The following is a 21,970-nucleotide window of genomic DNA, read 5'->3' on the forward strand; positions in this document are numbered from 1 at the left end:
CCAGCTCGTAGCGCGCGTTGGGCTCGGGCTGGAGGTGCAATTCGGGCACCGGGTTCATCTGCTGCGTCACGTCGAGGAACTGGCGCAGCTGCGGCAATTGCAGCGGCGAGCCGTTCCACAGCACTACGTTCGACGCCGTGATCACCACCTTGTTCTTGACCGGGTCGACCGGCGGCGGGGCATCGTCCGGCGCGCTCTGCGGCAGGTCGAGCTTGACCGCGTGGGTCTGGATCGGGATCGTGATGATGAACATGATCAGGAGTACCAGCATGACGTCGATCAGCGGCGTCGTGTTGATGTCCATCATCGGCTCGCCACTCTCGTTGGTGCCGGTTGTTTGCATCGCCATTTGAGTTGGCTCCTAAGCTTTAAAGGCGCGAGGTGACGGAGCCCGCGGGCGGCTCGGAAATGAAGCCGACGCGCGCGAACCCGGCCCGCTGCATGGTGAAGATCGCGCCGCCGATGCACTTGTAGCGGGTATCGATGTCGCCGCGGATGTGCGCTTCGGGCATCGATTCCTCGGTCAGATTCTCGACTCCGCCCTGCTTCTCGATCTCGAACTCGAGCTTCTTGACCGCGCGGTCGAGCAGGTCGTCGCTGTTGACCTTGGTCAGGTTCCAATAGACCTCGCAGGTGTCGCCGGGCCCGTTGCGCACCGACAGCGAGACGTTCTCGGGCTTGGTCGTGGTCGGCTCGTATTTCACCTTGGGCAGGCTCACCGGCACGGTCTGGATGACGATCGGCACGGTGATCAGGAAGATGATCAGGAGCACCAGCATCACGTCGACCAGCGGCGTGGTGTTGATGTCGGACATGGGGACGTCGTCGCCCTCTTCCGCTGGGCCTACGCTCATGGACATCGGCTATTCTTTCCTTCTTGCCGTCAGCCAATCCGGGGCCGCGCCATGATCGGCGCGGCCCCGTTTCGGGTTAGACGCGGTCGGCGGTGGTCGGAGTCGCCTGGGCGCCGGTCGGGGTCTGGCCGGGGCGCAGCGGCTCGCTGCCACGCGGGGTCGGGGCCGCCGGGCTGCGCGTCTCCGCACCGCCCTTGACCGGCGAACCGACGCCGCCCAGCCGCGGCTTCACCGCGCCGTTCGACATGATGTAGCCGTGGATGTCGTTGGTGAATGCCGCGAGATCTTCCATGATCGACTTGTTGCGGCGGATCAGCCAGTTGTAGGCGAGCACCGCAGGCACCGCGACGACCAGGCCGAGCGCGGTCATGATCAGCGCTTCACCGACCGGGCCGGCGACCGCGTCGATCGACGCCTGGCCCGCCGCGCCGATCTTGATCAGCGCGCGGTAGATGCCGATGACGGTGCCGAACAGGCCGATGAACGGCGCCGTCGAACCGACCGTGGCGAGGAACGCGAGGCCTTCGCCGAGACGGGCGCCGATCGCGCCCTGGCTGCGCGCCAGGCTGTTGCCCATCCAGTCATGCTGGTCGATCGGATCGGTCAGCTTGCCGTGCTGGTCCTGTGCCAGCAAAGCGTCGTCGACGATCGAGCGATAGGCGCTCTTCGCCTCGAGCTTGGTCGCGGCATCCTTGAGGTTGGGCGAGTTCCAGAAGCTCGCCCGGACCTTGTTGCCCTGGCTGATGATCTTCTGCTGCTGCATCAGCTTGGTGAACAGGATGTAGAAGGTGCCGATCGACATGATGACGAGGATGATGAAGGTCGTCCACGCGATGATGCCGCCTTCTTGGAGCGCCTGCATCAGGCCATAGGGATTTTCGGCTGCCGGAGCTGCTGCTGGAGTTGCCATGGTCGTCTACTTTCCTCTGATTATGATGATGTGCGTGTCGAAACTCATTCGTCGGGCAGGACCCAGCGGATGCGGCCGCTGACCGAGTCCGATGTGGGCTTGCCGTAATTGTCGGTCGCCGGCGTAAACCGCGCGCGGCTGGTCATCAGGCGGCAGGTCGTGTTGTCGAGCGAACGCGAGCCGCTCGATGACGTGACGCTGCAATTGGTGACCCGGCCGTTGGGACCGACCTGCAGGTTGAACCCGGTGGTGCCGGCTTCCTCGTTGCGGATCGCTTCCTGCGGATAGTCGTCGTTCGACACGTAGGATGCCAGATTTGCCTTGGCCTTGGCCGGCTGCACCGTGCGCGGGGCCGGCGGCGCCGGCGGAGCCGGTGGCGCGCGGATGACCGGTGCGGTCGGCATGATCGGCGCCTGCGGGACGACGATCGGCGGCGGCGGCAAATTGGTCCGCACCAGCGGTGGCGGAACCGACGGCGGCGGCGGCACGTCGGGCTGGTCGGGCGGCGGGGGCGGCGGCTCCTCGGGGGGCGGCGGCTCCTCCTCGACGTCGAATGTCTTCAAATCCTCGGCGGCCTTCTTGACCACATTATAGGCCAGGCCGGTGACGAGCGCGTAACCGAGAAACACATGGAGCAATGCGACGATGATGATCGCCGCCGTCCGGTTGCTGCTCATCTGCTTGCGTTGGGCGTAGGACATTAAGCCGCGATTCTCCTCGACACGCCAGATATGGCATCGTGACCGGACGGAAGGACGCTTGCCCGGCCATCCGGATCGAACCTGACCCGGATCAGACGCTGCGGATGTATCAACATATCATCCGCAACAAGCGCGCTTCCTTATCCCTGCCACAAAGGCCGCGCAACGGATTTTGTTCCACATCCGGAAGGTGCTTTCGAAATCCGCCACGCACCTAAGATTATGAGGCTATCTCGACCCCGACGCCTTTTGCATTGGGATATATGTCCGGTTTGGAGGTTACGACGCGGAGCTTTTTTACGCCGCGCATGGCGGCGATTCGCTGGTAGATCGCGTGCGCCAGGCTCTCCTGCAGATTGTAGCGCCGCGCCGCCGCCAGCTCTTCCACCTGGGTCCGCAGATAATCGTAATTCCACGCTCGCGCCGGATCGTCGCAGTCGGCCGGCGGGACATGGTCGAGCCAGATTTCGACGGTGACGATCAATCGCTGCGGCGTGCCGATTTCATAATCGTGAAAGCCGATGTCGGCCTGGACCTCGAGCGAATCGAGCAAGATTCGCGCGCTGGTCGGCCGCAGCGAATCGGGCACCATCCCGTCGAGCGTGATCGCGTGGTCGGTCATGCGGTCTCCATGAATTGGACGTCGCGCCCGGGAGCTGCAAATCGCTGCCCGCCGTCGATGGTCAGCACCGCGCCAGTCACCGCCGGGCTGGCGATCAGATAGTCGAGCGCGGCGAGCACGTCGGCAGGCTCGACTCCGCGGCCGAGCGGGTTGGCGGCGTGCATAGCGCGATAATTCTCGTCGCTCTGCCCGGCCGAGCGCAGCATCAGCGCCGGCGCGATGGCATTGACGCGAACTCCGCGCGGCGAATACGCCCGCGCCGCCAGTTCGGTCAGCCCGGCGAGCGCCTGCTTGGACAAAGTGTAGCTCAGGAAATCGGGGTTGGGCGCGGCCAGCTTGGCGTCGAGCAGGTTGACGATCAACGCAACGCCACCGTCACCACTTTGCTGCGCAGCATAAAACGCTTCGCCGAGCCGCAGCGGCGCTTTCAAGTTGACCGCCATATGCGCGTCGAACTCGGCCTCGTCGAACCCGCCGAACCCGTCCCACGCGAAGCGCGCCGCATTGTTGACCAGCAGCCGCACCGGCGGTAGCCCGGCGGCCGCGGCGAAGATTTTTTGCGCGCAATCGGGCGCGGCGAGATCGGCGGCGACCCGCACCATCCCCTCGCCCACGCTGTCCTCGGCATGATGGACATGCGCGACCACGCTCCACCCGCGCGCGCCCAGCCCGGCAGCGATCGCCGCGCCGACGCGCTTGCCGGCGCCGGTGACGATCGCGGTGCGAGGCTGCGAATTCTTATCCATCACCTACCATACCGTTCGCCCTGAGCTTGTCGAAGGGCTGTCCTTCATTTTGGTCGCGCAAAGGCAAGGCGTCGACAGGCTCAGCCTGATCGGAGTTTAATGTCGTCGAGGTTTCTCCTACATCGCCGGCGATGCCAGAGACGCAGCCCCCGATCGAGCTTCAAGGCGTAAGCTTCGCCGAGCTGCAGGCGCTGATCGACGCGCGCAAGCTGCCCCCGGTCGAGCGCTGGAACCCGACGCACTGCGGCAATTCGGACATGCGCATCGCGCGCGACGGCAGCTGGTATCACGCCGGCCGCCCGATCACCCGCCCCGCGATGGTACGGCTGTTCTCGACCATCCTCCGGCGCGAGCCCGACGGCCGCCACGTCCTCGTCACCCCGGTCGAGAAGCTCGATATCGAGGTGGAAGCAACCGCGTTTCGCGCGATCGCAATGGAGTCGGAAGGCAGCGGACGCGACCGCCGCATCGCCTTGAAGCTCGACAGCGGCGACGCGGTGATCGTCGGCCGCGACCATTCGCTGACCGTCGCCGCCGACGCCAACGGCCCGAGCCCGCGCGTGCTGGTCCGCCACGGGCTCGAGGCCGAGCTCGCCCGCCCGGTCTATTACGAGCTGGCCGAGATCGCGCTGGCCGAAGGCAATGACCCGCCCGGGATCTGGAGCGACGGCTGCTTTTTCGCGCTCGACGCGCCGGCATGACGATCGCCGCGCGGCTGCGCTCGGCACTGGCGGCGCAGCCTCCCGCCGAGCTGCTGGTCGGCGACCTGACCGAGGCCGACGCCTCCGCCGCCAAGCCCGCCGCGGTGCTGATCGCGATCACCGAGCGTGCCGAGCCCGGCGTCATCCTCACCGTGCGCCGCGACGACATGCGCACCCACGCCGGCCAGATCGCCTTCCCCGGCGGGCGCATCGACCCCGGCGAAGACGCTGTCCAGGCCGCGCTGCGCGAGGCGTGGGAGGAACTCGGCCTCGACCCCGCCGAGGTCGCGCCGATCGCCGCCATCGACCCCTATCACACCATCACCGGCTACACCGTGACCCCGGTGGTCGGCGTGATCCCGCCCGACCTGCCGCTCGCGCCGCACGAGCAGGAAGTCGCCGACTGGTTCGAGGCGCCGCTCGAGCATTTGCTCGATCCCGCCAACCACGACCGGCAAAGCGTGTTGTTCCAAGGCGCTCGCCGGCACTATTACCAGATCGAATGGAACGGACGACGGATCTGGGGGGCGACCGCGGCGATGCTGGTCAATCTGGCGCGGCGGCTCCGGTGGTAAGGATCGACGCCGCCGCCTGGCGCAAGCGCCGCGGCATCGCGCGCCTGCTCGACGCGCTCGGCGCCGCCGAGGGGCTGACCCGCTATGTCGGCGGCGCCGTGCGCGATGAATTGCTCGAATTACCCGGCAGCGACCTCGACCTCGCCACCCGCCTGCGCCCCGACGAGGTCGTCGCCCGGCTCGAGGCGACGGGGATCAAGGCGGTCCCGACCGGGATCGCCCACGGCACCGTCACCGCGGTCAGCGACGGCCGCCCGGTCGAGATCACCTCGCTGCGCCGCGACGTCGCCACCGACGGCCGCCGCGCCACGATCGCCTTCACCGACGATTGGGCCGAGGATGCGGCACGCCGCGACTTCACCATCAACGCGCTGTCGGCCGACCCGGTCAGCGGCGAGGTGTTCGACTATTACGGCGGGCTCGACGACCTCGCCGCCCGCCGCGTGCGCTTCATCGGCGCGCCGCTCGAGCGCATCGCCGAAGATCATTTGCGCATCCTCCGCTTGTTCCGCTTCCACGCCCGCTTCGGCGCCGGAGAGCCCGACCCGGAAGCGCTCGCCGCCTGCACCGCGCGCGCCAACGATTTGATGGCGTTGTCGCGCGAACGCATCGCCGATGAATTGCTCAAGCTGCTCGGCCTGCCCGACCCGGCGCCAACTGTTGCGATCATGCTCGACCGCGCAATCCTCGCCCCGGTGCTTCCCGAAATCTCCTCCGCGCGGCAAGCCGGCCTCGAAGCGCTGATCGCCGCCGAGGCCGAAGCCGGACTAGAGCCCGACCCGCTGCGCCGTTTCGCCGCGCTGCTTCCCGCCGACCCCGTCATCGCCGAGAAAGTCGCCGCCCGCCTCAAGCTGTCGAACAAGGCGCGCAAGCGGCTCGCCTGCGCCGTAGCTCGCGACTCGTCGGGCTCGCCCCACGCGCTAGCCTACCGCGTAGGCCGCGATTGCGCGGTCGACCGCTTGCTGCTCGGCGGACGGACCGTAGAAGCGAAAGACATCGCCGGCTGGGCAATCCCCAAGCTTCCGCTCGGCGGCGGCGTACTGATCGCCCGCGGCCTCGCCGAAGGGCCGGTCGTCGCCCGCACCCTGCAGGCGATCGAGCGGCGCTGGGTCGACGGCGGCTTCCCCGCCGGCGATGCGCTCGAGCAATTGGTCGCCGACGAACTGGCCCGCGCCGGAGCGGCGTCATGATCGGCGACGAAGCCCTGCTCGAGACCATCGGCCGCTCGCCGATCGCGACCGTGATCAGCAACCCGCGCAAGCTCGACAACCCGCTCGAGGTCGCCAACCCCGCATTCTGCGCGCTGACCGGCTACAGCGAGGCCGAGATCGTCGGGCGCAACTGCCGCTTCCTCGCCGGGGAGGGCACCGAGCCGTGGGTCACCGAGCGCATCCGCACCGCGCTCGACGCGCGCCGCCCGGTGCTGGTCGACATCCTCAATTACCGCAGCGACGGCAGCCCGTTCCGCAACGGGGTGATGATCACGCCCTTGTTCGACGATGCCGGCGAGCTCGCCTGGTTCTTGGGCTCGCAGGTCGATCTCGGCGACGAATCGTCGGCGCTGCTGTTCAGCCGCCGCGAGCGCGCCGCGGCGCTGGTCAAGACCCTGCCCCCGCGCCAGCGCGAAGTGCTCGCCTTGGTCTCGCGTGGGCTGCTCAACAAGCAGATCGCCTACCAGCTCAAGATCAGCGAGAAGACCGTCAAGATGCACCGCGCCTTGCTGCTCGAGCGGCTCGGCGTGGCGACCTCCGCCGACGCCATTCGAATCGCGGTCGAAGCCGGGCTTTAGGCCCCTCCCGTCACGCGGAAACCGCGGCATACCGCCCAAAGTCCGTATGTTCGCCGCCCCGGGAGCCGCCTAGTCCGGCATCCTGATCTCATGCGGATTTGAGGAGGCCATCGACCCGCATTTCCCCCTTGGCTCGCGTCGCGCCGGCTGCGCCCCCTCCTGTGGTGGCCGGCGCGACCACCGGACCACCCGAAACGGAGTTTAAGACCATGCGCACAATCAACACGATCACTTTGGTGCTGCTGATCGTCGGGGGCCTCAACTGGCTGCTCGTCGGCGCGTTCGATTTCGACCTCGTCGCGGCGCTGTTCGGCGACATGACCCCGCTGTCGCGGATCGTCTACGTGCTCGTCGGCCTGTCGGCCCTGTGGCAGCTGATCACTCTGTTCCGCGGCGCCGACCAGACCGCCCGCTAACCAGTCAGGCGTCGCCTCTGACCGTAGCGGCGCCTCCGGGCGGGACGGCGGCCTCCGTCCCGTCCGGTAATTTTTTGGGAAACGCCGCGCGCGACTAGGTGCGGCGGCGCGAGCGCCAGTAATCGACCGCCGCATCGGCCTCGAGCGGCTTGGCGAAATAATATCCCTGGCCGCTCGCGCAGCCCAATGTCGCCAGAGTCGTCGCCAGCTCGACCGTCTCGATCCCTTCTGCGGTGGTCGACATGCCAAGAGCTTCGGCCAAGCTCAGCACGGCGCGGACGATCGCCACGCTGTCGGGGTCGACCATCATCCCGGTGACGAAGCTGCGGTCGATCTTGAGCACGTCGATCGGCAGCCGCTGGAGGTAGGCGAGGCTCGAGTAGCCGGTGCCGAAATCGTCCATCGCGACCGTCGCGTCGAGCGCTTTGAGCGCCTCGAACACCCGCGTCGCGCGCGCCGGGTCCTGGACGATCGAGCTTTCGGTCAGTTCGAGCGACAGCCGGTTGCCCTTGAGCCCGCTCGCCTTCAATGCGCTCGCCACCATTCCCGCGACATCGTCGCGCGCGACCTGGATCGCCGACAGATTGACCGCGACATACAGCGGCAGCTTGGTTTTGGCCTGCTTGTCCCAGCCGGCAAGGGTCTCCACCGCGCGGTGCATCGCCCACTGGCCGAGCTGGAGGATCAGCCCCGATTCCTCGGCGACCGGGATGAACTCGGTGGGGCTGATCTCGCCGCGGTCGGCGTGATTCCAGCGCGCCAGCGCCTCGAACCCGGCGACCTCGCCCGATTTCAAGTCGATCAGCGGCTGGTAGAACAATTTGACCTCGTCGCGGTCGAGCGCGCGGCGCAATTCGGTCTCGATCGAGAAGCGGCGCCGCGCCATGCTCGCCTCTTTCGGCTCGTAGACCTGGGGCCGGCCGACCTGCTTGGCCTGCTTGACCGCGAACTGGGCGTTGCGGAACAGCTCTTCGGCATCCTCGCCGCCATGCATCATGGCGATGCCGATCGCGCAGTCGACCCGGATCTCGAGGTCGCTGAGCTTGAACGGGGTGGCCATCACTTCCTGGATCCGCGCCGCCGCGGCCAGCGCAGCGCCGGCGCCGCGGCGCAGCGAGACCAGCACGCCGAACTCGTTGCCGCCGGTGCGCGCCAGCACGTCGCCGCCGCGCAGTGCCGAGATCAGCCGGCGGGCGAAGGTGATCAGCAATTCGTCCCCGGCGAGCCCGCCCATCGATTCGTTGATGCGGCTGAAGCGCAGCATGTCGACCACCAGCACGGCGTGCTCGCAACGACCCTTGTCGGCCTCGCCAATGAGCTCGACCTGCTCGGTGAAGGCCAGGCGGTTGGGCAGGCCGGTCAGGCTGTCGCGCAGCATTTCGGCGCGCAGCGCGCGGTCGGCCTGGACCTCGATGGTGCGGTCGACCAGGCACACTAGGCAGCGCGGGCGGCCGCGCACCTGGTCGCCCGGCAGCGGCGCGAGCTTGATCCGGTAATGGCGCGCGCCGACCCCTTCACCGTCGCTGAAGTCGAGCTCGCTGGGGTTGTTGAAATCGGCCAGGAAGGCCTGCATCAACTGGGCGATGTTGAGGTGGGTGCAGTCGCGGAAATCGCCGCCGATCATCGCCGCGCTTCCGGTCAGCGCGGTCACTTCGTCGAACCGCCCGTTGCGGTCGATCAGCTTGAGAATACCCTTGGAGGTCAGCCCGACGATCGCTGCCGCGATCGGCAGCGCGGCGAGCAGGGCGCCGTCGTCCCCCGGCACAAGCTGCGGAATTGCGCCGAGTTTAGCTTCCTGGCGGCCCCGGCCCGGGTCCGCCAGGCGATGTGCGCCAGCCTGCATAGCCACCGCTATGGTGGAGAGGGGTTAATTCCGAGTTTCCGAGGGCAGCTTCACCCGAAACGGTTGCTCCGCGGGAAACCAAGCGGCGGCATCCGCCCGGCCGCGCCGCGCGCCGCGCGCCATGCGGTGAGGTCGCTCTCGGTGCGCACGCGCCCGCTGCCGCCGCCAAGCGGCCAGCTCAGCCCGTCGCCGAGCCGGAACGCAATCGCGTCAGCCAGCCCGCCGTCGCGGAAGCGTTGCAGCGTCACCCCCTGGCCGCGTGCCATCTCGGGCAGCTCGGCGAGCGGGAACACCAGCATTTTCCTGTTCTCGCCGATCGTCGCCACCGCGTCGGCGCCGGCGGGGATCGCGCGCACCACCGCGACCCGCGCGCCGGGCCGCAAATTGACCAATTGCTTGCCCTTGCGGGTCTCCGCCAGCGTCGCCTCGCCCGAGGTGACGAAGCCGCGTCCGTCGGACGAGGCGACCAGCAATTTGGCGTCGGCCCGCACCACCATCGCCTCGACGATCTCGATCTCGCCGTCGAGGTCGATCTGCAGCCGCACCGGCTCGCCGAACCCGCGCCCGCCCGGCAATTTGTCGCCGCCCAGCGTGTACACTCGACCGTTCGCCGCAAACAGCGCGATGCGGTCGGTTGTCTGGCCGTGGAAATGGCGGAACGGCCCGTCGCCCTCGCGCCACTTGAGGTCCGAAATTTCGTCCAGCGACACATGCCCGCGCATCGCGCGGATCCACCCGCGCTGGGACAAGATGACGGTGATCGGCTCCTTCTCGATCATCGCGGACCAGTCGATCTCGCGCGCCGGCGCGACTTCCTCGATCCGCGTCCGCCGCGCGTCGCCGAACTTGTCCTTGACCGCGGCGAGGTCGCGCTTGATCCGGGTCCGCTGCCGCGCCGGGCTCTCGATCAATTTGACCAGTTCGTCGCGCTCCTTGGCCAGCGCCGCGCGCTCCTTGGCGATCTCCATCTCTTCCAGCCGCCGCAACGAGCGCAGCCGCATGTTGAGGATCGCCTCGGCCTGGCGGTCGCTCAATGCGAACTCGGCGATCATCACCGCCTTGGGCTCGTCCTCGGTGCGGATGATCTCGATCACCCGGTCGAGGTTGAGGAACGCGATCAGGAACCCGTCGAGCAGCTCCGAGCGGTCGTCGATCTTGCCGATCCGCGTCCGCGAGCGGTTGAGCAGCACCTCGATCTGGAACGCCAGCCACGCGGTCAGCGCCTGCTTCAAACTCATCACGCCCGGCGTGCGGTTGGTGTCGAGCACGTTCAGATTGAGCGGGAAGCGCACCTCGAGGTCAGTCAGCCGGTACAGGCTCTCGAGCAGCAATTGCGGGTCGACGGTGCGGCTGCGCGGCTCGAGCACGACCCGCACCTGATCGTCGCTCTCGTCCTTGACGTCGGCCAGGATCGGCAATTTCTTGTCCGCGATGAGCCCCGCGATGGCCTCGATCAATTTGCCCTTCTGCACCCCGTACGGCATCTCGCTGACCAGCAAATGCCAGCCGCCGCCTTTCTCGCGCTCGATGCTGATCGCGGCGCGCAGGCGGAAGCTGCCGCGCCCGCTGGCATAGGCGCTCGCGATCGTCTCGCGGCTGTCGACGAGCACTCCGCCGGTGGGGAAATCGGGCCCGGCGACGAAGTCCATCAGCGCTGCGTCGTCCGCCTTGGGGTTGTCGATGAGGTGCGCCGCGGCGTCGATCAGCTCGCTGACATTATGCGGCGGGATCGAGGTCGCCATCCCCACCGCGATCCCGCTCGCGCCATTGGCGAGCAGATTGGGGAACATGCCCGGGAACACCTCGGGCTCTTCCTCCTCGCCGTTGTAGGTCGGCTTGTAGTCGACCGTGCCGTCGTCGAGCCCGGCCATCAATTGCGCGGCGATCGGCGTCAGCCGCGCCTCGGTGTAGCGGTAGGCAGCGGCGTTATCGCCGTCGATGTTGCCAAAATTGCCCTGGCCGTCGACCAGCGGGTACCTCAGCGCCCAGTCCTGCGACAGCCGCACCATCGCGTCGTACACCGACTGGTCGCCGTGCGGATGGTATTTGCCGATCACGTCGCCGACCACCCGCGCGGACTTCTTGTACGCCGACGCCGGGTCCAACCGCAGCAAGCGCATCGCCCACAGCAGCCGCCGGTGGACCGGCTTCAACCCGTCGCGGACATCGGGCAGCGAGCGCGCGGTGATCGTCGACAGCGCGTAGACCAAATAGCGCTCGGACAGCGCGGCGTCGAACGGGGTGTCGATGGTGGTCGAGGGGAGATCGTCGGCTTGCATCCCGCCGCCCTAGCAAGCCTGTCCCGACCGCGTCGAGTGGCCTGCGCCCGCCCTGTTACCGCGGCCATCGCCCGTCGCCGCCATTCGCTTTGGCAATCAACGCGATGAAGAAAAAATTATTGTTTCGCCGCCGTTTAAGTGTATCCAGTCAGCGGGGGTGCAATTGCCAGCGTATCGGCTCTATTACCTTGACGGGGCAGGGAAATTTACCGCCGCCGAATGGATTCAGGCGGATGGGGACGAGTCCGCCACCGACGCCGCCCACGCGCTCAACAAATCGGTCAAATGCGAATTGTGGCAGGGCCGCCGGCTGGTCGCCCGCATCGCCGCCGCGGATCCGCCGCCTGCCGCGCAACGCTGACGCCCACGAGCGCCGCTCCCCGGGCGCCGGCTATTTGCGCTTGCCGCTGAAATAGATCTGCCCGCGCGCCTTCATCGCCCCTTCGAGCATCCGCTCGGAGGTTTCCTCGGCAGCATCGGGGGTTAGGTGCACGTCTACCGAGTCGGGCCCTTCCACCACGACCACGCCATTCTCCGCACGGATGCGGCTGGCGTCGCTGTAAACTTTGTTCTCACCCATGCTGCGGCCTTCCGATGGTCGGGACGAAATGTCGTCTTCACGGCAGTGTTAACGAACGACCGCGTCCGGCGTTGCGCGCGGTGGCGGCGTCGCGGCGTCCGGCGCGCCGGCCGGAGCGGCCTCGGCCCCCGCACCGGGCGCCGCGAGCGCCCGCGCCATTTCCTCCGTCAACCACTCGCGGAAACGCTTGATCTTGGGCACCAGCCGCCGCTCGGGCGGATAGACCAGCCAGTAAGCGAAGCCGCGCGTGGTGACCTGCGCGAACGGCTGCACCAGCCGCCCCTCGGCGAGGTCGCCGCGCCAGAATGCCGGGGTCAGCAGCACGAAGCCCTCGCCGCCCATCGCCGCGTGGCCTTCGCTTGCCTGGCTGTCGAGCCGCAGCCCGCCACGCCGCAAGCGGCCCTCGGCGGCGACCCCGGCTTCGCTCAGCCAGCTATCCCACCAGTCGTCGTCGGGAGTGATCATCGGCAGGCCGGGCAGGTCGGCCGGCTCGACCCGGCGGCCGAGTTCGCGTTCGACCCGCGCCAGGAACGCCGGGCTGGCCATCGGCGTGAAGTCGATCGGCATCAGCAACTGGCACTCGAGCCCTTCCCAATTGCCGCTGCCGGCGCGGATCGCGACATCGGCGTCGCCCCCGCGCAGGTCGGTCAGCTCGTGCCCGGTGGTCAGCCGCACCGCAAGGTCGGGGTGCGCCATCTGGAACGAGCCGACCCGCCACGCCAGCCAGGTATTGGCGAAGGTTTGCGTCGTCGTGACGGTCAGCAGCGCCTCGTCCTCGGCGCGGTGCGAGGCGAACGCCGCCTCGATCCCGTCGAACGCCTGGGTCAGCGGGGTCAGCAGCCGCTGGCCGAGCGGTGTCAGCCGCGCGCGCCCCTTTTCGCGCACGAACAACGGCGCACCGAGCCGCTCCTCGAGCGCTTTGACCTGGTACGACACCGCCGCCTGGGTCAGCCCGAGTTCGGCCGCGGCGCCGGTGAAGCTCTCGAGCCGCGCCGCCGCCTCGAACGCGCGCACGGCGGGCAATGGGGGAAGCCGTCTCATCGCCCCAGCCTATAAGCCCTGCTTATACCCCCTGTCGAGCGTTTGATTGGCGCAACGAATCGCCCGGGCATAGATAAAGCTGACCGCCGGCGGATGGTGTTTTCCCCTCCCCAGCCCCGGCCGCCGGCGGACCAGATGCACGGAAAGGACAGTCAAATGGCTTATGGACTCAACACACGGCTGTTCGTCGAGAACGGCCCCGCCAACCAGGCCGCCGAGGCCCTCTCCCACAGCTCGAGCAACGCCTTCCGGGCGTGGCAGAGTGCCGATCGCGAGCGCCGTTTCGCGCTCGTCCAGTCGGCGCTGAAGACCCCCGCCAACGATGTCGGCGACGGCTTCCCGATCGCGCTGTGACCCCCGCTTGCCTCAGGAAAGGATAACACCATGATCGACGAAATGTTCGACCGCACCTACCAGGCCGGCCGCGCCGACCTGAATGCCGGCATCGACCGCGCCGTCGCCGCCGTCTCGCGCACCTTCCGCCGCGAGCTCGGCAAGAGCATGACCATGCTCCACCGCCTCGAGTGGAGCGCGCCGTGGGCGGCCCGTCCGGCCGGCCGGCGCCAAACCGATCGCGCCCGCGCCGCATGACGTGCGGCCGGCGCGTGGCGCGGGGGCGGTGTTAGCACGCACGCCGCCCCCCGCCTGTTTTCCGGCGCCGAGTTCCCAATCCGGCGCATTGTTTGAGCCCTCTTGCGCCACGAATGTTACACTGTATCATGCCCTCGCCCTTGAGGGAGAGTGTGCATGCGCAAGTCCGTCCCCGCCGCCGCCGTCCTGCTGCTGGCGAGCTGCTCGCAGCAGCCCGAGCAGCGCCAGTCCTCCGAAGACCTCAAGACGTTCGACACCGCCGAGCAGATGGCGCCGCCCAGTTCGCCGTCCGCCGTGCCCGGCGCGCCGCCGCCGATGCCCACCGTCGCCCCCGCCCCGATCACCCGCACGCCACCGGGCGAGATCGGCGCCGGCCCCAACATCGGGGTCACCGCGGCGCCCGGCGTCGCCTTCAACTACCGCTACGCCTACCGCCTGCCCAACGCGCGCATCCAGGTGGCGCAGGAAGCGCACGCCGCGATGTGCGAGAAACTGACCATCACCCGCTGCCGCATCACCGGCATGCGCTATGCCCTGGTCAACGAGCGCGATATTTCCGCGAGCCTCGAAGTGAAGCTCGACCCGGCGATCGCGCGCGCGTTCGGCAAGGACGCGACCAAGGTCGTCACCGACGCGCAAGGGATGCTGGTCGACCAGCAGATCAGCGGCATCGACGTCGGCACCACGATCGATTTGGCCGACCGCGGCCGCGCCCAGCTCCAGGACGAGCTCGACCGCGTCACCCGCGAGCTCGCGCGGCCCGGCCTGTCCAACGTTATCCGCGACCGCTTGCTGTCCGAGGCGCAATCGCTGCGCAGCCAGATCCGCGCCCTCGGCGAGCAGAAAAAGGCCGGCGAGGAGGCGCTCGCGACCACCCCGATGGCGTTCTACTACGGCTCGGGCCGCGCCGTTCCGGGGTTCGACGAAGCGACTCCGCTGCGCGACGCGGTGCGCCGCGCCGGCTATAATTTCCTCAGCGCGCTCGGTGCCATAATCGAGGTGATTGCGGCGCTGCTGCCGATCGCGGCGATCCTCGCGCTGGCCTGGTGGCTGTTCCGCCGCGCGCAACGGCGCTTCGGCTGGGGATCGGGCGCCAGCGGCTACCGCGACAACGACCGCGCCGCCGCGCCGCCGCCCCAGGCTCCGCACCCGCCACGCCGGCCGCGCAAGCCGGTCGACGCTTGATTGCCGTCGCGGATCGGGTCGCCTATAGCGCCGCATTCCCGACAAATCGGCTGGAGTGAAGCGAACCCATGGCTCGTCGCCGCCAAATCTATGAAGGCAAGGCCAAGATCCTCTACGAGGGTCCCGAGCCGGGCACTTTGGTGCAATATTTCAAGGACGACGCCACCGCGTTCAACGCCCAGAAGCGTGGCACGATCAGCGGCAAGGGGGTCATCAACAACCGCATCTCCGAGCACATCTTCACCGCGCTCGCGGCGATCGGGGTGCCGACCCACTTCATCCGCCGGCTCAACATGCGCGAGCAGCTCATTCGCCAGGTCGAGATCGTGCCGATCGAGGTGGTCATCCGCAATGTCGCCGCGGGCTCGCTGTCGAAGCGCCTCGGGATCGAGGAAGGCACCCAGCTGCCGCGCACCATCATCGAATATTATTACAAGGACGACGCGCTCGGCGACCCGATGGTCGCCGACGAGCATATCGCCTGCTTCGGCTGGGCCAGCCAGGACGAGATGAACGACATCGCCGACATGGCGATCCGCGTGAACGACTTCATGTGCGGGATGTTCGCCGCGATCGGCATCCGCCTGATCGACTTCAAGCTGGAGTTCGGGCGGGTGTGGGAGAACGAGTACCCACGCATCATCCTCGCCGACGAGATCAGCCCCGACGGCTGCCGCCTGTGGGACATCAAGTCCAACGAGAAGCTCGACAAGGACCGTTTCCGCCTCGACCTCGGCGGCGAGGCCGAAGCCTATCAGGAAATCGCCCGCCGCCTCGGCCTGATCCCCGAAGGCGACGAAGCCAACGCCGTCCTCGACTTCGACAAGCACAGGAAGAAGCGGGGGAAATAAGTCCTTCGATACGGGCCTTCGACCGGCTTCGCCGCTCAGTCCCTACTCAGGACGAGCGGCTTACTATAACCCCGCTCATCCTGAGTAGCTGCTGAGCGAAGTCGAAGCGGCGTATCGAAGGACGCAATGCCCCTCCCCCGCTCCCGTGTCGTCACCCTCAATGCCGCGCTCGGGCCGCTCGATTACCGCGTGCCCGACGGCATGGAAGTCGTTGCCGGCAGTGTCGTCGTCGCGCCATTGGGCCCGCGCCAGTTGCTCGGCGTGGCCTGGGAACCGGAGCGATTGCCCACCGAAGAAATCGGCGACAACCGCCTGCGCCCGCTAGCCTCGCTGCTCGACGTGCCGCCGATCGCCGCCCCGCTGCGCCGCCTCGCCGAATGGGTCGCCGATTATTATCTGAGCCCGCTCGCCGCGGTGCTGCGGATGATTTTGCCGTCGTCGTCGGCGCTCGAGGGCGCGCGCCAGCTCACCGAATACCGCCCAACCGGCCACGTCCCCGAGCGCATGACCCCGCAGCGCCTCAAGGGGCTCGCCGCGCTGGAAGGCCGCCAAGGCACCATCCGCGAACTCGCCGCCATCGCCGAGGTCAGCGATGCCGTCCTGCGCGGGCTGGTCAATTCCGGCGCGCTGGAAGCGGTTGTGGTGGAGGGGGACCGGCCGCTCGATTGCCCCGACCCCGACTTCGCCCCGCCTGACCTCAACGCCGAACAACGCGCCGCTGCCGCCAGCCTGTCGACCGGCAACGGGTTCGACCCCATCCTGCTCGACGGCGTCACCGGCTCGGGCAAGACAGAGGTCTATTTCGAGGCGGTCGCGGCGTGCCTGCGCAGCGGCAAACAAGCGCTCGTCCTGCTCCCCGAAATCGCGCTGACCGAGCCGTTCCTCAAACGCTTCGAAGCGCGCTTCGGCTGTCCCCCGGCCGCGTGGCACTCGGGCCTGCGCTCGTCGCAGCGCCGCCGCACCTGGCGTGCCATCGCCAGCGGTGAAGCGGCAGTCACCGTCGGCGCGCGCTCGGCCTTGTTCCTGCCCTACGCCAAGCTCGGCCTGATCGTCGTCGACGAGGCGCACGAGCCGACTTTCAAGCAGGAGGACGGCGTCCAGTATCACGCCCGCGACGTCGCCGTGATGCGCGCCAAGTTCGAGGATATCCCGGTGATCCTGTCGTCGGCGACCCCGGCGATCGAGACCCGCCACATGGTCGAGCTCGGCCGCTACCGCGAGGTGGCATTGAGCCACCGCTTCGCCGGCGCCACCATGCCCACCCTCGCCGCGATCGACCTGACACAAGACCCGCCGCCGCGCGGCCGCTGGCTCGCCCCGGCGCTGGTGACCGAGCTCGAGGCCAACCTTGCGGCGGGCGAGCAATCCCTCCTCTTCCTCAACCGCCGCGGCTTCGCCCCGCTGACTCTGTGCCGCACCTGCGGCCCTCGATTCGTATGCCCCAATTGCACCGCGTGGATGGTCGAGCACCGCCTGATGCACCGGCTGGCCTGCCACCATTGCGGCCACGTCATGCCCCCGCCCAAAGCCTGCCCCGAGTGCGGCGAGGAGGATAGCCTGGTCGCCTGCGGCCCCGGGGTCGAGCGCATCGCCGATGAGGTCGCTGCGCTGTTCCCCGACGCCCGCACCGCAATCGTCACCTCCGACACCATCTGGTCGCCCGCCCGCGCCGCCGAGTTCGTCGCGGCGATGGAAGGGCAAGAGATCGACATCGTCATTGGCACCCAGTTGGTCACCAAAGGCTACCATTTCCCCAACCTCACCCTGGTCGGGGTAGTCGACGCCGACCTCGGCCTGTCGGGCGGTGACCTGCGCGCGGCCGAACGCAGCTTCCAGCAGATCCAGCAGGTCGCCGGCCGCGCCGGTCGCGGCGACAAGCCCGGCCGCGTGCTGATCCAGACCCACGACCCCTCGGCCCCGGTCATCGCCGCGCTGATTTCAGGCGACGTCGCCGGCTTCTACGCCGCCGAGACCGCGGCCCGCCGCGAGGCCGCTATGCCGCCGTTCGGGCGCCTCGCCGCGATCGTTGTCTCGGCCGAAGACGCGTCCGAAGCCGAAGCCGTCGCCCGCCGCATCGGCCGCGCCGCGCCTGAAGTCGAAGGCATGGCGGTGTTCGGCCCCGCCCCCGCCCCGCTGGCGATGCTGCGCGGCCGCCACCGCCAGCGATTGCTAGTCCATGCGGCGCGGGTGCTCGATGTCCAGGACGTCATCCGCGACTGGCTCGGCGGGCTCGAGTGGAGCGCCAAGGTCCGCGTCGCGGTCGACGTCGACCCCTACAGCTTTCTCTAGCCGCCGCTGCACCCACCACGGGCGCACCGCGCCGTCGCGCTTGATCGCCATCACGATCATCGCCACGCCCGCACTCGTCGCAAGCACCATCGCAATCACCGACGCCTCGAGCCCGAACGCCCCGCCCGACAGCAATTCCGGCCCCGACAAGTGGGCCTCGACCAGCCCGTTCTGGTCGATCCCCGACACCGGCACGTCGAACACGAACCCTTGCGTGAAATTCCACGCCGCGTGGATCCCGATCGCCAGCCACAAATTGCGCGTCAGCATGTAGGCGCCGCCGAGCAGCAGCCCCGCCTCGAGCGCGATCGCGAACGACGAAAAGACAGTCGCATTGGGATTGACGATGTGGCCGAAGCCGAACAGCAGCGAGGTCACCGCGAGTGCCGCCCAGCTTCCCGCAAATTCCTCGATCCAGCGAAACAGGATGCCGCGCACCAGCAATTCCTCGAGAAAGCCGGGAAGGATCGCCATCGCCACCAGCGCCGAGATCAGCTGGCTGGTGCCGCCCTCGCCGATGATGTTGTAGACATCGGCGAGCGCCGCCACCCCGACCACCGCCGAGAACAGCACCACCCCGATCAGCACGCCCGCGCCGACCCCCTTGGCCGCGCCGTTGAGCGGTAGGTCGTCGCGCGGCCGGGCGCCGAGCCGGACGATGGCATATTTGTACACCGCCCACACGAACGTCAGCGACAGCGTCGCCTTGGCGATCAGCTCGAACGGCTGGTCCATCGGCGGCAGATACTTGCCGGCCAGGATCGCGGCGGCGTTGGCGGCGATGAACAGGCCAATCGCGATGATCATCGCCACCAGCGGGAAATCGATCAGCCGCTTCCACCACGCCGGTGCCGGTTGTGCGGTTTCATTCATCGGTTACGCCCCCGTTTGACCACCGGGCGATGGACGATCCGCGCCGCAATGGCCAGACCAACGGCACCAGGCGGCGGCCCCGCTCTGCCAACAACCGGTGGCCCAGCCTGTCGACGTCGGCTCAAAGCTTTCTGTAGACGCCAGCGCCGGCCACGCTAGATTGGGTTGAGTCGCGGTTTCAAGGGGTTAGGTGAATGCGTTTGGGGGTTTTGGCTGTGCTGTTGGCGCTGGTGAGCGCCCCGGCGAGCGCGGCCTGGCACGAAGCCAGGAGCAAGCATTTCGTGGTCTATGCCGACCAGGACCCCGCCGAGCTGCGCCAGTTCGCCGAGAAGCTCGAGCGGTTCGACGCCGCCGTGCGCGAGGCGCGCGGCGTGCCCGATGTCGCCGAGGGCGCGGCGACCCGCGTTACTCTGTTCGTCGTCCGCGACCTGCGCGAGCTGCGCAAGGTGTACGGTGACGACGAGGCGTCGGTCGGCGGCTTCTACATCCCCAAGGCCAGCGGCTCGGTGGCGTTCGTCCCCGAGGAAGTCGAAAAGAAGGGCAAGTTCCGGCTCAGCTCGGAAAGCATCTTCTTCCACGAATACACCCACCATCTGATGCTGCAGAGCGCCGACCGCCCGCTGCCGACCTGGCTCACCGAGGGCTTCGCCGAATTCTTCGCCAACCCGCAGTTCAACCCCGACGGCAGCGTGGTCATCGGCGCCCCGCCGCGCTACCGCGCCGGCACGCTCTACTCGGGCGAGTTCATTCCCCTGCCCAAGATGCTCAGTGGCGATTACCTGTACGTCACCCAAGGCGAATATGCCTCGCTCTACGGCCGCGGCTGGCTGCTCACCCATCTGCTGTCGTTCGACCTCAAGCGGCGCGGCCAGCTGACCAGCTACTTGAACGACATCCAGGCCGGCATCCCGGCGATGACCGCCGCGACCAAGGCATTCGGCGACTTGAAGCAGCTCGACCGCGAGCTCAACGCCTACTTCAAGGGCGACACCTTTACGGTCGCCACCATCCCCGCCCACAAATTGCGCCTGCCGCCGATCGCCGTGCGCCCGTTGCGCCCCGGCGAGGCCGAGATGATGAGCGTCAAGGTCCGCCTCGCGCGCGGCGGCAGCGAGCTCAAGGCCAAGGAGCTCGCCGGCCGCGCCCGCGGCATCGCCCGCAAATATCCCGACGAGGCCGCGGTCCACACCACCGTCGCGCTGATGGAGCTCGAGGCCGGCTATCCCGCCGCGGCGGTCGCCGCCGCCGACCGCGCGCTGGCGCTCGAGCCCAATTCGGACCAGGCGCTGCTGGCCAAGGCCAAGGGCTTGCTCGCGCTGGCCAAGGATTCGCCGAAAACCGCCAATTGGGACGCGATCCGCCTGCTCATCTCGCGCGCCAACAAGCTCGACCCCGAGAACGCCGAGCCGCTTGCCTTATTCTATCGCACCTACGTCGGGCAGAACGTGCGGCCGACCGCCAACGCGCTGAGCGGCCTCGGCTATGCCGTCGCGCTGGCGCCGCAGGATGCCAATCTGCGCCTCGAATATGTCGGCCAGATGATCGAGGAGCAGCGCTGGGCCGACGCCGGGCGCGCCCTGATCCCGCTCGCCTACAGCCCGCACCGCGGCAAGTGGCACGACGCGGTGGTCGCGGTGCTCGAGCAGGTCAACGCCCGCAACCCCGCCGAAGCCAAGTCCAGGCTCCAGGCCGCGCGCAAGCATTTCGCGGGTTAGAGGTCGAGCGCCGGCTCGCCCCGCGCGCCCTCCGCATCGAGCAGCTGGCGCTTGCGATCGAGCCCGCCGGCATAGCCGCCGAGGCTGCCGTCGGAGCGGATCACCCGGTGGCACGGCACTAAGACCGCGATCGGGTTCGAGCCGTTGGCGGTGCCCACCGCGCGCACCGCGCCCGGCTGCCCGACCGCGGCGGCGATGTCGGCATAGCTGCGGGTCTGGCCGGCCGGGATCTTGCGCAGTTCGCGCCACACCGCTTCCTGGAACGCCGTGCCGCGCACGTCGAGCGGCAGCTCGGGCATCGCCGACGGGGTTTCGATCGCGGTCAGCACGCCCGAAATGAGCGACGCCATCGCCGCATCGGCGGGCACGATCTCGGCATTGGGGAAGCGCCCGCGCAGCGCAGCTACGTCCTCGTCGAAGGTCAGCCGGCAGATGCCCTTGGCGGTCGCCGCGACCAGCATCGGCCCAAGCGGCGTGTCGAGCGTGGCAAAGCGGATGGTCTCGCCGCGCCCGCCGTCGCGCCATGCCGACGGGGCCATGCCGAGCCGTTCCTTGGCATCGGCATAGAACCGGCTCGGCCCCGAGTATCCGGCGTCGTAAATGGCATCGGTCACGCGTCCATTCTCCTTGAGATGGCGTTCGGCGCGCTTGGCCCTGAGGCCCCGCGCGTAAGCCGCCGGCGAGACCCCGATGTCGCGCCGGAACAGCCGCTGGAAATGGTGCGGGGCATAGCCGACCGCGGCGGCCAGGTCGGCCAGCGTCGGCGGTGTTTCGGCCCGCTCGATCAGCGCCGTCGCCCTGGCCACCGCTTCACGGTCGCGCCCGACCGCGTCTGGCAGGCAGCGCAGGCAGGCGCGATAGCCCGCCGCGCGCGCCGCCGCCGCATCGACGAAGAATTCCACATGCTCGCGCTTGGGCCGCCGCGCCGGGCAGCTCGGCTTGCAATAGATGCCGGTGGTCCGGACCGCCCCGATCACGCGCCCGTCAAACGCCCGGTCGCGCGCCAAGAACGCGGCCCACGCCGCATCGTGATCAAGAGTTTTCATCAACATGCCACCCCAATACGCCCCCCGCGCCCCCGCCGCATCCCGAACCTTGCGCCCAAACCGAGCGCCGTCATTGCGAGCGGCGAGACACAAAAACAGCAGATTTCACACGAAGGCACGAAGGCACGAAGAGCAAAGAGATCTTTGGGGCAAAGCCCCCATGCCCTCCTTCGTGCCTTAAACCCTTCGTGCCTTAAATCCTTCGTGCCTTCGTGCCTTCGTGTGAAACCCCTTGCTTGCTTCTCCCTCCTTCGCCGATCACCACCCAACCGCACTCCACCTTGCATCGCCGCCGACCCGCTGCTAGTGGCGCGCCAACCCATGGGGGCGTGCGGCTTTCAAGCCGGATAAGCGCCCCTTTTT

At 68.3% G+C, this 21,970-nt stretch carries 24 protein-coding genes; 12 read left to right on the forward strand and 12 right to left on the reverse strand.

All coding sequences use genetic code 11. The features are described from left to right. From RMP08_RS04375 to RMP08_RS04400, 6 genes are all read right to left on the reverse strand, one after another. The coding region (locus tag RMP08_RS04375; protein ID WP_310467768.1) for a biopolymer transporter ExbD at positions 1 to 349 on the reverse strand (349 nt) is incomplete at its 3' end. Between the two features lie 19 nt (positions 350 to 368). Further along, positions 369 to 860, reverse strand: coding sequence for a biopolymer transporter ExbD (locus RMP08_RS04380; RefSeq protein WP_310467769.1), 492 nt, complete (start codon positions 858 to 860; stop codon positions 369 to 371). Between the two features lie 70 nt (positions 861 to 930). Next, positions 931 to 1,764: a MotA/TolQ/ExbB proton channel family protein gene (locus tag RMP08_RS04385; RefSeq protein WP_310467770.1), complete on the reverse strand. Its 834-nt coding sequence runs from the start codon at positions 1,762 to 1,764 to the stop codon at positions 931 to 933. A 44-nt stretch (positions 1,765 to 1,808) separates the two neighbouring features. After that, a complete protein-coding gene (locus tag RMP08_RS04390; RefSeq protein WP_310467771.1) occupies positions 1,809 to 2,465 on the reverse strand; it encodes a TonB family protein in 657 nt (218 codons plus the stop codon). Positions 2,466 to 2,685: 220 nt separating this feature from the next. Then, positions 2,686 to 3,087 carry a dihydroneopterin aldolase gene (locus tag RMP08_RS04395; protein WP_310467773.1) on the reverse strand — a complete coding sequence of 134 codons (402 nt, stop codon included), beginning with the start codon at positions 3,085 to 3,087 and terminating at the stop codon, positions 2,686 to 2,688. After that, positions 3,084 to 3,833 carry an SDR family oxidoreductase gene (locus RMP08_RS04400; protein WP_310467774.1) on the reverse strand — a complete coding sequence of 250 codons (750 nt, stop codon included), beginning with the start codon at positions 3,831 to 3,833 and terminating at the stop codon, positions 3,084 to 3,086. The genes RMP08_RS04395 and RMP08_RS04400 overlap by 4 nt, the downstream gene beginning before the upstream one ends. A 131-nt stretch (positions 3,834 to 3,964) precedes the next feature. Here RMP08_RS04400 and RMP08_RS04405 point away from each other — a divergent pair, with 131 nt between their 5' ends. The 5 genes from RMP08_RS04405 to RMP08_RS04425 all read left to right on the forward strand — a co-directional run bounded on the left by RMP08_RS04405 (position 3,965) and on the right by RMP08_RS04425 (position 7,314). Next, on the forward strand, positions 3,965 to 4,534 hold the full coding sequence (locus tag RMP08_RS04405) for a DUF1285 domain-containing protein (RefSeq protein WP_310467775.1): 570 nt from the start codon (positions 3,965 to 3,967) through the stop codon (positions 4,532 to 4,534). Continuing rightward, positions 4,531 to 5,109 (forward strand): CoA pyrophosphatase, encoded by a 579-nt coding sequence (locus RMP08_RS04410; RefSeq protein ID WP_310467776.1) that lies wholly within the window; start codon positions 4,531 to 4,533, stop codon positions 5,107 to 5,109. Before RMP08_RS04405 ends, RMP08_RS04410 begins: the two co-directional genes overlap by 4 nt. Further along, positions 5,103 to 6,299 (forward strand): CCA tRNA nucleotidyltransferase, encoded by a 1,197-nt coding sequence (locus RMP08_RS04415; protein ID WP_409049772.1) that lies wholly within the window; start codon positions 5,103 to 5,105, stop codon positions 6,297 to 6,299. Before RMP08_RS04410 ends, RMP08_RS04415 begins: the two co-directional genes overlap by 7 nt. Beyond that, a complete protein-coding gene (locus RMP08_RS04420; protein WP_310467777.1) occupies positions 6,296 to 6,898 on the forward strand; it encodes a LuxR C-terminal-related transcriptional regulator in 603 nt (200 codons plus the stop codon). The genes RMP08_RS04415 and RMP08_RS04420 overlap by 4 nt, the downstream gene beginning before the upstream one ends. 209 nt (positions 6,899 to 7,107) lie before the next feature. After that, the gene (locus RMP08_RS04425) at positions 7,108 to 7,314 is read left to right on the forward strand and encodes a DUF378 domain-containing protein (protein ID WP_310467778.1); all 207 of its coding nucleotides are present in this window, start codon (positions 7,108 to 7,110) and stop codon (positions 7,312 to 7,314) included. 94 nt (positions 7,315 to 7,408) lie between these two features. On the opposite strand, the gene RMP08_RS04430 is transcribed toward RMP08_RS04425, so the two are convergent. Next, the gene (locus RMP08_RS04430; protein ID WP_310467779.1) at positions 7,409 to 9,079 is read right to left on the reverse strand and encodes an EAL domain-containing protein; all 1,671 of its coding nucleotides are present in this window, start codon (positions 9,077 to 9,079) and stop codon (positions 7,409 to 7,411) included. Between the two features lie 128 nt (positions 9,080 to 9,207). Continuing rightward, entirely contained in the window at positions 9,208 to 11,436 is a 2,229-nt protein-coding gene (parC, locus tag RMP08_RS04435; protein ID WP_310467780.1) for a DNA topoisomerase IV subunit A, read from the reverse strand. A 157-nt stretch (positions 11,437 to 11,593) separates the two neighbouring features. Between parC and RMP08_RS04440 the strand changes: the two genes are divergently transcribed. Further along, entirely contained in the window at positions 11,594 to 11,797 is a 204-nt protein-coding gene (locus RMP08_RS04440) for a hypothetical protein (RefSeq protein WP_310467781.1), read from the forward strand. 30 nt (positions 11,798 to 11,827) lie between these two features. Here RMP08_RS04440 and RMP08_RS04445 read toward each other — a convergent pair whose 3' ends face one another. Then, positions 11,828 to 12,016 carry a hypothetical protein gene (locus RMP08_RS04445; RefSeq protein WP_310467782.1) on the reverse strand — a complete coding sequence of 63 codons (189 nt, stop codon included), beginning with the start codon at positions 12,014 to 12,016 and terminating at the stop codon, positions 11,828 to 11,830. 48 nt (positions 12,017 to 12,064) lie between these two features. After that, complete coding sequence (locus RMP08_RS04450) at positions 12,065 to 13,057, reverse strand: LysR substrate-binding domain-containing protein (RefSeq protein WP_310467783.1); 993 nt, start codon at positions 13,055 to 13,057, stop codon at positions 12,065 to 12,067. Positions 13,058 to 13,213: 156 nt separating this feature from the next. Between RMP08_RS04450 and RMP08_RS04455 the strand changes: the two genes are divergently transcribed. The 5 genes from RMP08_RS04455 to RMP08_RS04475 all read left to right on the forward strand — a co-directional run bounded on the left by RMP08_RS04455 (position 13,214) and on the right by RMP08_RS04475 (position 17,973). Further along, positions 13,214 to 13,411: a hypothetical protein gene (locus RMP08_RS04455; RefSeq protein ID WP_310467784.1), complete on the forward strand. Its 198-nt coding sequence runs from the start codon at positions 13,214 to 13,216 to the stop codon at positions 13,409 to 13,411. Between the two features lie 30 nt (positions 13,412 to 13,441). After that, positions 13,442 to 13,648, forward strand: coding sequence for a hypothetical protein (locus tag RMP08_RS04460; protein ID WP_310467785.1), 207 nt, complete (start codon positions 13,442 to 13,444; stop codon positions 13,646 to 13,648). A gap of 156 nt (positions 13,649 to 13,804) precedes the next feature. After that, positions 13,805 to 14,833 (forward strand): hypothetical protein, encoded by a 1,029-nt coding sequence (locus RMP08_RS04465; protein ID WP_310467786.1) that lies wholly within the window; start codon positions 13,805 to 13,807, stop codon positions 14,831 to 14,833. Between the two features lie 68 nt (positions 14,834 to 14,901). Beyond that, positions 14,902 to 15,684: a phosphoribosylaminoimidazolesuccinocarboxamide synthase gene (gene purC, locus RMP08_RS04470; protein ID WP_310467787.1), complete on the forward strand. Its 783-nt coding sequence runs from the start codon at positions 14,902 to 14,904 to the stop codon at positions 15,682 to 15,684. A 126-nt stretch (positions 15,685 to 15,810) separates the two neighbouring features. Beyond that, positions 15,811 to 17,973, forward strand: a complete 2,163-nt coding sequence (locus tag RMP08_RS04475) for a primosomal protein N' (RefSeq protein WP_310467788.1) — start codon at positions 15,811 to 15,813, stop codon at positions 17,971 to 17,973. Here RMP08_RS04475 and RMP08_RS04480 read toward each other — a convergent pair. Beyond that, a complete protein-coding gene (locus RMP08_RS04480) occupies positions 17,854 to 18,846 on the reverse strand; it encodes a type II CAAX endopeptidase family protein (protein ID WP_310467789.1) in 993 nt (330 codons plus the stop codon). The genes RMP08_RS04475 and RMP08_RS04480 overlap by 120 nt on opposite strands. A gap of 194 nt (positions 18,847 to 19,040) precedes the next feature. Here RMP08_RS04480 and RMP08_RS04485 point away from each other — a divergent pair, with 194 nt between their 5' ends. Further along, positions 19,041 to 20,561: a hypothetical protein gene (locus RMP08_RS04485; RefSeq protein WP_310467790.1), complete on the forward strand. Its 1,521-nt coding sequence runs from the start codon at positions 19,041 to 19,043 to the stop codon at positions 20,559 to 20,561. On the opposite strand, the gene RMP08_RS04490 is transcribed toward RMP08_RS04485, so the two are convergent. Continuing rightward, the gene (locus RMP08_RS04490) at positions 20,558 to 21,607 is read right to left on the reverse strand and encodes a methylated-DNA--[protein]-cysteine S-methyltransferase (protein ID WP_310467791.1); all 1,050 of its coding nucleotides are present in this window, start codon (positions 21,605 to 21,607) and stop codon (positions 20,558 to 20,560) included. The two genes, RMP08_RS04485 and RMP08_RS04490, sit on opposite strands and share 4 nt — an antisense overlap. Between the last annotated feature and the right edge of the window lie 363 nt (positions 21,608 to 21,970).

The sequence above is a fragment of the Sphingomonas sp. genome (genome assembly GCF_031426035.1).
Classification (GTDB): domain Bacteria; phylum Pseudomonadota; class Alphaproteobacteria; order Sphingomonadales; family Sphingomonadaceae; genus Sphingomicrobium.